Consider the following 11,621-nt stretch of genomic DNA (forward strand, 5'->3'; position numbering starts at 1 on the left):
GGCGATGCCTCCTTGTCTCACATGGCATTCACACAGACGGATGAACATTGTCGGAGAACCCATACGCAAGAAATGTGGCCGCTACAGTCGGCCGTATGGCACCGGATCCGGGTGTGTCATTGCGTCGACTCACCAGTGCCGTCGGCGAGGGGCTGACAAGAGACGCGATGGGGGCGTTGGTTTCTCGCGAGGTGGCGCTGTGGGTGCCGCACGACGCGTTGAACCTGGTCGGGCTGAATCCCGTGTCGGGCACGGTTTCTTTCGGCTTCTGGCATCGGTATCCGCGGGATTTGGCACGGGCGGAGATGCTCAACTGCTTCCTCGGGGACGACTCGATGCGGCCCATTGATCTCGCTCGGCGCCGGGTACCGATCGGAATGGTGCGCGTCGAGAGCCGCCATCGGGCCGAAGAGAGGCGGGCGGAGAGCATCCTGTCCGCGCACGGGGCCGCGTGCGAGCTGCGGCTGCTGCTGCGCAGTGGCCGGAACTTATGGGGGGTTCTCTGTTTGTTCCGGGAGGAGGGCCGTTCGTTGTTCGGGGCGGACGACGCCGACCGGCTGGTGCGCCTCTCGCCGGTGCTCACGGCGGCCCTGCGTGGGTATGTGCAGGCGGGACCAGCGCCGGTCGGGCCGGCGCTGCCGCCGGGCGTGATCGTGGTCGGCGGTGACCACGTCGTACGGGGGGTCACCGCGCAGGCTCGGGCCTGGCTCGCGGAGTTGCGGGACGCCGGGGCCTCGGACTGGTTGTTCTCCCCGGAGTGGGCCGCGGTGTCGCTGGCCAGCGAGACGTCGCCCACCCTGGACACGCAGTACGGTGCGCGGCCGAGGATTTGCGTGCCCGCGGCCCACGCCAGGCGGTGGGTGGCCCTGCATGCCCAGCCCCTTGAGGGGGGTAGCGGGGATATGGCCGTCGTGGTCCAGGCCGCTACCGGAGAGTTGTTGCTGCCTGCCTTCGCCGCTTGGTACGGGCTCACGCCACGGGAGCGGTGCATCGTCGATCATCTTCAGGCCGGGCTGGCGCAGAAGCAGATCGCGCATCGGCTCGGTCTGTCGCCGTACACCGTCAGTGATCACCTGAAGGCAGTCTTCCGTAAAACGCATACCCACAGCCGGGATGAACTCATGGCGATCCTGTGCGGTGGGTAGGCCCGGGGTGGATTTGGTCCCAGATTTGGTCCCAGGCTCTCGCTTCGGCCTTCAGGGCGACAGACAACGTGAACTCGCCCACCCGAACCTCTGCCTCAGACAGACCCTGACGACCCGGTCAACCTGTGCGGGCCCAGCCCTAGGCTCCGAGCGTGAACACCGAACGATTGCTCCTTCTGCGATGCCGCACTCGCCGAGTGCATCGAGCGGGTCGAGGCGCAGCTTGTCGCCGGGGGTAGCGAGGCCGCTCGCCGCCGCAGGGCAGGCGCGCCGGGCTTCGTGATGCCTATTGCCCGGGGCGTGGCGAGCTTTGCCGAGGAAGGTTCCCAGAGGTACTCCAAGACGTGGACGAAGCCGATGGCGATGTGACCGTGGCTCCCCGCGAGGCGGCTTCGGTCTGGATGAGGTCGAGTTGGTGACGGGCGCCGTCGACGAGGACGCCCCAGGGACGCCGGTGATCCCGGTCGGGTGATTCGGCCTGGTCGAAGGCCGTCTTGATGACGCTGGCCGCGTCGTCGATGACCGATCCGTACAGCCACTTCGCCGTGGCACGGGGTCCGGGCCGCAGTTTCCGGTTCATGAACGATCGCCCGGGCAGGCCTTGGCAGGGACCCCAGTAAGAAACCGACCATGGGTCGTGATCCGCGATCTGTCGACGCCGCCCGCCACCCCCTTCGACGACGGCATTGCCGAGGTCGCGTACGGAGCCCGCGACCGGCGCGGGCTCGCTGTCGTCGAGGGCGGGCATCACGGCCTGCTGCACGGTGTCCTGGTCGCGAGCCGGTTGGGATCGAAGGTACGAGCTCAGCGCTGGCGGGCGCGGTGCATCCGCTGCAGGTTCGTGCCGAGCGTACGGGCAGTGCGCTGGGCGGAGGCGACGACGGCGGGCAGGCGGCGGGTGTCGGGGACCCCCACCCCGACCGCTGCGACGACCCGGCCCGAAAAGGCGTGGACCGGGGTCGCCAGGCACACGTGCCGCGCGTCCCCCTCGTACTCATGGACCTCCGCGCCGCGTTCGCGCGCCCGGTTCAGGCGGCGCTTCCACTGGGCCGTGGAATACCCCGGGGCCGGTTCCGCAGGTGGTGCAAAAGCCCCGAACACGACGTCTGCCGCACTGTCGGAGGGCAGGGTCTGCCCCCGCAGGAAGGGGAAGAGCTCGCTGACCGCTCCAGGGATTCCGTGGACGACGGTCAGGCCGGTGGCGGAGGGCGCGACCACGCAGACGGTGGCCCCGGTGTCCGCCGTCAGCTGGCGCAGAGGCAGATCGGAGGCTCTGCTCAGCAAGTGGTGGTGACGGGAGGGGCTCATGCGCGCGATCGTCGAGCCCACGCGATAGCGGCCTCCGCACTGTTCCACCGCGCCCAGAGCGGACAGTTGGGACAACAGGCGGTGCACGGTGGACTTCGACAGCCCCGTGTTCACTGACAGATCAGTCAGTCGCGCCTCGCCGAGGCGGGACAGCTCCGTTAGTAACGCGAAAGCCCCCTCCAGCACCCCACGCCCCGTTGCCGGGTTCCTGGTCCCGTTGTGCGGGTGATCTGTCCACTGGTGCTGCTCCACGGCCATGCCTCAACCCCGGTCCCCGGCCCGGCTGCGGCATCACGGGTTCCGGTGAGCGGAACCGCGTACGCGTGCGTCGCCGGCACGCACACACACTGGACAAGACATAACACGTTCACGCCTCAACGGGCTTATGAGGCAGTGGAGTTGATCTGTAGCCGACGCATGCCGGACGGAGAGACAGCACTGTACGGTCACCGACCAGTCCGCGGCGCCGGGTTTCCGGACATCGCCGGCCACCACCGGACACCGTCGGCCACCACCGAACGTCAGCTTTCCCGAGGAGATTCATGGCAATCCACACGACGCCCCGTGCCCCCGGCGCACTGCCGTTCGCCGGGCATGCTCCGCGCATGCTGCGCGATCCCCTCAGGTTCCTGTCGTCCCTTCCGGCCCAGGGCGACCTGGTCGACGTCCGGCTGGGCACCATGAAGGTCACCGTGGTCTGCGACAGGGAACTGACCCGTCAGCTGCTGCTCGCGGACGACACCTGCGACAAGGGCGGCCCCTGGTACGACCGCATCCGGGAAACCATCGGCAATGGGCTGGTCACCTGCCCCCACAACGTGCACCGCCGCCAGCGACGGCTGATCCAGCCGTCCTTCCACCCTTCCCGCCTGCCCGGGTACGCCCGGACGATGATCGCCCGGGCCACCGCACTCAGCGACGGCTGGCACGACGGCCAGGTCATCGACGTGCCCCCGCTCATGCTCACCCTGTCCATGAGGGCACTGCTGCAGAATCTGTTCTCCAGCACCCTGCCCCCGCAGACGGCCGAGGACGCGATCGACGACCTCGGCACCATCCTGTACGCCATCCACCGCAGGACCGTGCTGCCCCCGGCCCTCAACCGGCTGCCCACCGTCGGCAACCGCCGCTATCACGCGGCCGGACAGCGCCTGCGCCGCAACCTGCAGACGGTCATCGCTGGTCAACGGCAGGCCGGGAGGGACCACGGAGATCTGCTGTCGGCCATGCTGTCCGCACGGGACACCGCCGACGACGGCAGCGAGAGCACCCTGGCCGACGCCGAGATCAGTGACCAGCTCATCACCTTCTTCGCCGCCGGGTCCGAGACCATGGCCAACCTCCTGTCGTGGGCGCTGCACCTGCTCTCCCGGCACCCGGAGATCGAAAAGCGCCTGCACGCCGAGGTCGACTCCGTCCTGGCCGGCTCACCCCCCGCATGCCTGGACGACCTGAACCGGCTTCCGTTCCTCAACCGCGTGATGCGCGAAACACTGCGGCTCTATCCGCCGGTATGGATGGTCACCCGCGAGGTGACCGCGGAGACCACCCTGGCCGCTCACGTCATCCCGGCCGGCTCAGCCATCATGCTCAGCCCCTACCTCCTGCACCGCCAGAGCGACGTCTACCCGGACCCCGAGCGCTTCGACCCCGGCCGCTGGGACAGCGCGCACAGCCCACAGCCGCCCCGCTACGCCTTCATCCCCTTCGGCCTGGGCCCCCGCAAATGCATCGGCGACCGGTACGGCACGGCCTTGGCCGCCTTGGCCCTGGCGACCTTCAGCAGCCGCTGGCAGCTGTCCGCGCTGTCGGATGCCGAGGTGCGGGCCGTCGCGCACACCTCACTCGCCCCTGCCACGCTGCGCCTTCGCGCTACCGCGCGGCCTCTGCCGCGCCGGTGACGGAGGAGTTGCCGACCACGCCGGGGAGGGGTCACACCGCGGTGTGCGACTGCGGCCACCGACGTACCTGGTAGGGCATCCACCATGCGTGGGTGCCCAGCATGTCCACCAGCCCGGCGGCCGTATAGTTGGCCAGTACCTCCTGATCGATGTCCTGGGCACGGGCGCCTTCGAGGAGTTGGGGGACGGCCGCCCTGTGACGCGGTTCGTCGATGGTGATCTTGCGCAACTGGCCGGTGCGCCAATCGCGGACCTGGACGAAGCCGGGGCCGTTGCGGTGGAAGCACTTTCCGATGCAGTGGCTCGCACGCCACTGGCTCAAGGCGTCCTCGCCACCCGGGGCGAGCAGCTCACGGGGCGGGTGGAGGTGGACGAGGCGGCGCCAGGCTGCCGTGGCGTCGCTGTGGACGAGCCTCCAGTCCACGACCACGCCGTAGCTGGTCAGGTCCCGTACGAGGACGAGGGCGGCGATGGTGCCCGCAGGATCGTCTCCGTCGAGGTCGACGGGCTGCCGCAGTAGGGCATGCCGGGCTCCGCTCTCGTACGCGCCGCGCGCGGCTTCGGCCGAGCCGGTGGCGTTGACGGTGAGCGTTCCGAGGCCCATACCGGGCAGCTCGGCGGTGTCGGCCGCGTAATGCCGCCGCAGGACGCACTGCACCATGTCATCCGTTCCTTCCGGTGATCGCGGGCATGGGCCAGGGGCCGCCGTTTTGCAGGCGTTCGGGTTCCAGACGCAGGAGTTCCTGGTTGGCGGCGGCGGGCACGACGTGCACGACGTGCTCGTCGTCGGTGAACAGCAGGCCCAGCTCCCGCCATTGGGCGAGCAGTGCCGAGATCTCCTGGGCGCCGGCTCCGGTCCGGCGTGCGAGGGAGGCGGTGGTGCGCGGCTGGTCCAGGAGATGGAAGAGCTTCACCTCAAGGGGGGTCCGGAGTTGGTGCACGCTCCAGTCGAAGTGGCGGCGCCTGTTGGTCAGGACGACATGGCTGCCCAGGTCGACGTGGTCGAGGTGGCTGGAGGACCAGGCACCCTCCCATTCGCGCATGGCGGCGCGCAGGGCGTCGGCGGTGTGCTCGTTGATGCCCTGCGGTGTGGCTTCGAAGAGGTAGGCGAAGTCCATGAGTTCCGCTGGAGGCAGGTCGTAGATGAGTTCGTACTGGGTGTCGGGGCGCAGGTCGGCGAAGCCGAGTTCGGGGCGGTCGAAGTAGGGGCTGAACCGCTCGATGGCGATCCGGCCGACGGATTCGGCCGGGGTGAGGTGGTGCAGTGCGGGCAGTTGGGCGACGACGGGCTCGTAGTGCGCCTCGGTCTCACCGGGAAAGCCGTAGAGGTAGTTCCACTCGGGGACGAGTCCGACGGTGGCGGCATCGCGGAGCATGCGGACGTTCTGGCAGGCGGTGACGCCCTTGTCCATCAGCTTCAGGACGTGGCTGTTGAGGCTTTCGATCCCTGGCTGGACACGGAGCAGCCCGGCGTTGGCGAGTACGCGTAGCTGCTCGCGCCGCAGGTTGGACTTGATCTCGTAGTGCAGGCGCAGGTCGTAGCCGCTGGCGCTGATGCGGGGCAGGAGCGAGGTGAGGTAGCCCATGTCCAGGATGTTGTCCACCACGACGACGTCCAGGACGCGGTGCCGGGCGACGAGGTCGGTGATCTCGTTGAAGAAGACCTCGGGGCGTTTGCTGCGGAACTGCATGAAGGATCCGTTCAGTCCGCAGAAGGTGCAGTGGTGCTTCTCTCCCCACCAGCAGCCCCGGGAGGCTTCGAGGACCAGCTGGGGGTCGGACCAGCGCCGTGCCTCGGAGGCGGCGCCCCGTTCGAAGTAGCCTTGGTAGTCGGGGCCCGGTACCGCGGCGGGGGGCAGCGGCTCGGCCGCCATGGGGGCGGACTGCGACGAACTGTCGGCCAGGCGGTGGCACAGTCCCGGTATGTCGTCGGTTGCCCTGCTGTGCTGGAGGGCGTCGAGCAGCCTGGGGAAGGAGACTTCGCTTTCGCCGCGCAGGACATAGTCGACGAAGGGGAAGTTGCGGTGCAGTGCCTCGCCCTGCGCTCCGTCGCAGTTGGCGCCGCCGAAGACGGTGAGCGTGCGCGGGGAGAGACGCTTGATGCGCCGGGCGGCGGCCAGGGCGGCGGTGTTCTGCTGGAAGGTGGTGGTGAAGCCGACCACGTCCGGGGCGGGTCCCGCGCAGATCCGGGCGGCGAGGTCGTCGATGAAGTCCGGTACGACGTCGTGCAGTTCGCGGCACAGGTCGATGCGGCCGCCGGGCAGCCGGTCCTTCTTGGCGGCGGTGAATTCCTCCGTACGCCATCGGGGGTCGTCGTACAGGGCGGAGGAGAAGACCCAGTCGCCGGCGCCGTCGAAGTAGGAGCCGTGGGAGAAGAACTGGTAGTCCTCGGCGGTGAAGGACCGGCGGCCGCATATCCAGTCGACGAAGTCGAGGTTGGCGTACAGCACCTCGACGGTCACGTCGGGCAGGGCGGCGGTGACGGCCCGTTTGAGGATGCCCAGCGCCAGGGAGGGCACCTCGGCGGAGGCCCAGGGCATGTTGACGAGAACGACGCGCATGGCGCTACCTCGGAGGTGTCGGTGACAGGACGGTGTGCTGTGCCGGGGATGTGCTCAGTGGCGCCCGGACGTCCTTCAGGAGCAGGACGGGCACGGGAAGGAACAGCCCCGCGGCGGCGGCCGTGCCCAGAACCGGAGCGATGCCGACCGTGCCGGCGGCGAGCCCGGCCATGGCGTGGCCGGCGGGACGCAGGGCGAAGGAGCCCAGTTGGTCCCACGCGCTGATCCGCCCCTGCACCTCCTGCGGAACGGCCCGGCTCACAGCCGTGTACCACAGGGCGGTGAAGAGGCCCTGGCACATGCCCGTCACGCCGTACGCCACGAGGACGCCGATCAGCGGCGCGCCCAGGGCCAGGGCGAGTGGAGCCAGTGCCATGGGCAGAACCAGTGCGTTGGCGGCCAGGACCGGGCGGTGCAGACGCAGCCGGGCCGCCGTCAGGCCGCCGGTGACGGCCCCCAGGCCGCAGGCCGCGACGAGCCACGAGTAGCCCCGGGCGCCACCGTAGAGCTGGTCCGCGACGACGGGCGCGAGGGTGGCCGGTGGGGCGGACAGCAGCAGTTCCACCCCGGCTGCCGAGGCGATCGATCCCCAGAGCCACGGCCGGGACCGCAGTTCCCGCCACCCCTCGGCGACCTCTTCCGCCATGCCCGGGTGGTCAGTGCCCGGTGGACGCGACGGTACGCGGGGAGCTATCCGTACGATCAGCAGCGCGCTGCCGACGAAGGTGGCGGCGTCGACGGCGATGACCCCGGCGGCCCCCAGGACCGGGACGAGTCCGCCGGCGGCCAGGGGGGCGAGGACGACGGCGCCCGCGGTGGTCGTGCCCAGGCGGGCGTGGGCGGCCTGGAGCGCGTCACGCTCCACGATCCGGGGCACCAGGGCTCGGGTGGCGGGCCGGTGGAAGGCGGAGGCGGCCCCCGTGGCGAACATCAGCGAGGCCAGCAGGGGCACGCTCATCCTGCCCGTGGCGAGCAGTACCGCGACGGCTGTCTGGACGAGTGCGGACGCGCAGTCGGAGGCGACCATCACGCGATGGGGCGCGAAGCGGTCGCTGTACACCCCTCCGGCAGTGAGGAAGACGAGCACCCCTGTGAACTGGGCTCCCAGGGCGATCCCGACCTCCGTCGGGCCCCCGTCCAGTACGTCAAGGACGGCGAAAGGGACGGCGATGGGAACGGCCAGGTCCCCGCACAGCGAACACGTTCTGGCGGTGACCAGCAGGCGCAGGTTCCGCGTGGTGCGCGGCACGTCAGGCCGTCTTCATCCCGGCCGCCCGGTGGGCGGCTGCCGCACCGAGCCGACCCCTGCGGTAGAGGCTGTCCAGGACGAGGGCGTCCAGGGTGTCGCGGTAGGCACGCTCGGCCTCCGGATCGGTCCTCTGACGGGCGTTGTACTCGCAGGCCACCCAGCGGGAGACGACGAGTTCCTCCGACAGGTACCCCTCGGTCACCGTGCCCACCTCCATTCCGTCGCGCCCCGCGGACTCCCAGCAGCTGTAGAGCGTTCCGTTCGCGTTGACCACGGCACCGCTGCGTCCACCCACCTCCCCGCAGGCCATGCATGCCGCCGTGCTCGGTACCGGCACCACGAACCCCGCGTCGACGGCGTGCTCGTACAGCGCGCCGACGCGCCGGGCCAGAGCCGGTGAGTGTGCCATCGCGTCGGCGTACCCGAGGCCGGGGTCATTGACGAGCGCGAAGGAGAAGGCGCACTTCACGGGATCCAGCCGGGCGGAGACCCGGTCGATCAGCGCGTCCGCGCCGTCGATCGACTCCGCCGTCAGGTTGACCCGCAACTGCCAGGCGATCTCGGTGTGATCGGAGACGGCCTGGAGGTTGCGCATGATCCTGTCGAAGGTGCCGTGCCCGCCGATGGTGATCCGTGAACGGTCGTGCGTGCCCGCGTCACCGTCGAACGTGACCTGCACGGACCGCAGTCCGGCCTCTTCGAGCCGGCGCATGTCCGCCACGGTGAAGAGCGTGCCGTTGGAGATCATCGAGGCGGTGACGGGACCGAGACGTCGCGCTCCCGTGAGCAACCGCAGGCACAGGTCCATGTGCAGGGTCGGCTCGCCGCCGAAAAGCATCACGTCCAGTTCCTGAGCCGCGTACTGGCGCATTTGCCGCTGGACGAAGGAGAGGATGTCGCCGATACGGGTGTCGTCCAGGGTCGTGCCGGCGATCCGAACGGGGATGCCCTTGGTGCCCGCGGGCGGTATCTCCGTGTTCTGGAAGCAGTAGGAACAGGCGAGATTGCACTTGGTGGTGATCAGTACGGTCACGTGGTAGATGCCTGTGTCGCGGTTCCGGTCGATTCCGGAACTCAGCAGCAGTTCACTGGCCTCCTCGACGAGAGCGCCGTCTGCGTCCACCGCCGTGCTGGGGAGCCTGGCGACGCTGTGGCTGCCCACAGCCCAGTAACAGCCGTCCCCCTTGATGACGCGCATGGAAACTTCCTCCTTACCCGGAAAACGTGCCCGAGCGCATGGCCGCACCGATGGGCCCGGTGCCCTTGCGTCGACATACGGGTGGGCTGGCGGCAGTTGTCGTCCGCCAGCCCAGTGAGGCAGTCGCACACCTCGGGCGGGGGTGGCATTGCACCTTGGGCGCGGATGGCCGCTAACGACCCCCGTATGCCCCGCACACCACCGCACCCGCTTCGGATGCGCGCTCGAACACCTCGATCTGCATGCCGTTCCCTCCCTCCGGTAATCGATGACTCTCGACGTACGCACCTTCGATACGTCGACCAGAGAAAATCGCGTGCACATGTCTGAGCAGCGACGGGATGGAGGAAGCCGCTTACTGAGCCTTCCTCCTACGTTCACGATGCGCGCGTGAAAGGCGCTCTCCAAGTTTTGTTCCGCTCACCGGAACATCGCGCGCCGGCCCTGCCCCCTCCCTCGCGTCAAGACACACCTGCGGTACGGCACACGCGCGGGTCCCGCTCAGCCAGGGAGCCGGGATTGTTCCACGCACCGGTTCGGGGATGCGGAACAAACAACCGAGCCGAAGACTTCATCCCGCGGCCGACGGTTCAGGCGATCAGTTCCGTGACCTGTCGCCCGTCGTGGGCACCGAACCGGGCGCGTCGAACAGGGGTGAGGACGTGCGTATCAACATGACGAGCGACGACCTGCTGTGCATCCGGATGGCGTCCACGCCCGATCCGATGTGGGAGCTGGTCCTGAGCGTCCAGCGATTACGCGACGGTGCTCCCGCCTCCCGCCATGGCATCTGGCGGCAACGGGTGCGCCACCAGGCGGCGCACAGGGGCGATCTTCTGGGACGCGTGCGCCGGGTCCTCATGCCGCTACTGCCCGGCTCCGGGTCCGTACCGGACTTCCTGGTCCCGGACGGCGACGCGCGGGACAGCGTCGACGCCCGGATCGCGGCGATCGCCCCTGTGCCCGTCGACCGGCTCCTGGGCCGGCCGGGCCAGGAGCGAGTCGCCTCCCGCATCGCACGTCAGGAACGGCCGCAGCACAAGGAGAGGAGGCCGGGCCGAGACGACCTGCGGTCACTCCTGTGGGACTACTACGCGTGTGCGATCAGGCCGCACTGGGAGGAGATCCGAAGCAGCGTGGAGAGCGACCGGCTGCTGCGTGCCCGCTCCTTCCTGGACGGCGGCATCCACGGGCACCTGCGCAGCTACGCACCGTTCATGCGCTGGGAGCCACCGGTGTTGCACGTTCCGGGGGACGCGGGCCACGACCTGTATCTGGACGGAAGAGGCCTGCTCCTGGTCCCTTCGCACTTCTGCGGTGGCAGAACCTACCTGCGCTGCCGTCCCGGCAGGCCCGCCGTCCTCATCCACCCCGCCGCACAGTCAACCCCCGGAGCAGAAGCAGCGAACAGAGCACTTGCCCGGCTACTGGGGGGTACACGTGCCGCCATCCTCATAGCGGCGGGAACCGCCACCACCTCCGGTGAACTGGGCCGTTGTGCAGGGGTGTCAGCGCCCGCGGTCAGCCATCACCTCTCGGCCCTGCGCAACTGCGGACTGCTGCGGTCCTTCAGGCACGGATCGGTCGTGCTGCACGTCCGCACGCCGACCGGTTCCTCGCTGGTCAGGACGGCCGTCGTCGAAACCTCCACCCCGGTCCCCGCGGACGTCCATTGACCGACTCCGGCCATGGGCCTGGGACTTACCTGGGCGTTTCGATGCTGCTGGAAGACGGTTCCCGGCGCCCTAGGGCTCCCAGCACGATGGTCGAGGGCGGCAGGACGGCCGCTCTCACACAACGGGAGGACCCATGTACCTCAAGCGCTCCATGGTCGCCGCAGCCGTGGCGCTGGCCGCCGCGGGCAGCGGGCTGGCGTTGTCGACGCCCGCTTCCGCCGCACCCTCCGCGCCGACCGCAGCCAGCTGCTCCACCGGCTACGCCTGCCTCTTCTACCACCCCGGCTACACCGGAGCCATCTACAAGCAGTACAACAACGACGCGAACTACGGCAACAACCGCTTCGTCACCAGCACGTCCTCTCACGGAAGCGAAGGGGCCGGCCAAGTCGTGCGAAACAACGCCGGTTCGGTCGACAACTGGGACTTCAACAACTCCATCACCATCTACTACAGCCCGAACTACGCGGGAACCCATCAGACCATCTCCGCCGGCGGGAAGGCGAACCTCAACTCGTCCCTGCACAACAACAACGCGTCCGGAAAGTTCAGTTGACCCAGCCAGGTGCCCCAGGTGCGCCGT

9 protein-coding genes and 1 pseudogene are annotated in these 11,621 nt (G+C 69.2%); 4 read left to right on the forward strand and 6 right to left on the reverse strand.

The annotated features are described in order from the left end of the window. Positions 1-95 precede the first annotated feature (95 nt). Complete coding sequence (locus tag ACFVYL_RS24100) at positions 96-1,145, forward strand: helix-turn-helix transcriptional regulator (protein WP_389719343.1); 1,050 nt, start codon at positions 96-98, stop codon at positions 1,143-1,145. A gap of 804 nt (positions 1,146-1,949) precedes the next feature. Here the strand turns inward: ACFVYL_RS24100 and ACFVYL_RS24105 are convergent. Then, on the reverse strand, positions 1,950-2,453 hold the full coding sequence (locus ACFVYL_RS24105; protein WP_389719458.1) for an IclR family transcriptional regulator C-terminal domain-containing protein: 504 nt from the start codon (positions 2,451-2,453) through the stop codon (positions 1,950-1,952). A gap of 51 nt (positions 2,454-2,504) precedes the next feature. After that, positions 2,505-2,711, reverse strand: a pseudogene (locus tag ACFVYL_RS24110) (helix-turn-helix domain-containing protein); the annotation flags it as partial. Between the two features lie 284 nt (positions 2,712-2,995). On the opposite strand from ACFVYL_RS24110, the gene ACFVYL_RS24115 reads away from it, so the two are divergent. Next, entirely contained in the window at positions 2,996-4,354 is a 1,359-nt protein-coding gene (locus tag ACFVYL_RS24115; RefSeq protein ID WP_389719345.1) for a cytochrome P450, read from the forward strand. 31 nt (positions 4,355-4,385) lie between these two features. On the opposite strand, the gene ACFVYL_RS24120 is transcribed toward ACFVYL_RS24115, so the two are convergent. The 4 genes from ACFVYL_RS24120 to ACFVYL_RS24135 are packed head-to-tail and all read right to left on the reverse strand — an operon-like array spanning position 4,386 to position 9,362. Continuing rightward, entirely contained in the window at positions 4,386-5,015 is a 630-nt protein-coding gene (locus ACFVYL_RS24120; RefSeq protein ID WP_389719346.1) for a DUF5825 family protein, read from the reverse strand. A 1-nt stretch (position 5,016) separates the two neighbouring features. Continuing rightward, entirely contained in the window at positions 5,017-6,915 is a 1,899-nt protein-coding gene (locus ACFVYL_RS24125; RefSeq protein WP_389719348.1) for a RiPP maturation radical SAM C-methyltransferase, read from the reverse strand. A gap of 4 nt (positions 6,916-6,919) precedes the next feature. Next, entirely contained in the window at positions 6,920-8,164 is a 1,245-nt protein-coding gene (locus ACFVYL_RS24130; RefSeq protein WP_389719349.1) for an MFS transporter, read from the reverse strand. A 1-nt stretch (position 8,165) separates the two neighbouring features. Further along, on the reverse strand, positions 8,166-9,362 hold the full coding sequence (locus ACFVYL_RS24135) for a radical SAM protein (protein ID WP_389719350.1): 1,197 nt from the start codon (positions 9,360-9,362) through the stop codon (positions 8,166-8,168). A gap of 662 nt (positions 9,363-10,024) precedes the next feature. Here ACFVYL_RS24135 and ACFVYL_RS24140 point away from each other — a divergent pair. Further along, positions 10,025-11,038 carry an ArsR/SmtB family transcription factor gene (locus ACFVYL_RS24140; RefSeq protein WP_389719352.1) on the forward strand — a complete coding sequence of 338 codons (1,014 nt, stop codon included), beginning with the start codon at positions 10,025-10,027 and terminating at the stop codon, positions 11,036-11,038. Between the two features lie 133 nt (positions 11,039-11,171). Then, positions 11,172-11,594 (forward strand): peptidase inhibitor family I36 protein, encoded by a 423-nt coding sequence (locus ACFVYL_RS24145; RefSeq protein WP_389719353.1) that lies wholly within the window; start codon positions 11,172-11,174, stop codon positions 11,592-11,594. The last annotated feature ends 27 nt before the right edge of the window (positions 11,595-11,621 follow it).

The organism is Streptomyces sp. NPDC058308 (assembly GCF_042880275.1).
GTDB lineage: Bacteria > Actinomycetota > Actinomycetes > Streptomycetales > Streptomycetaceae > Streptomyces.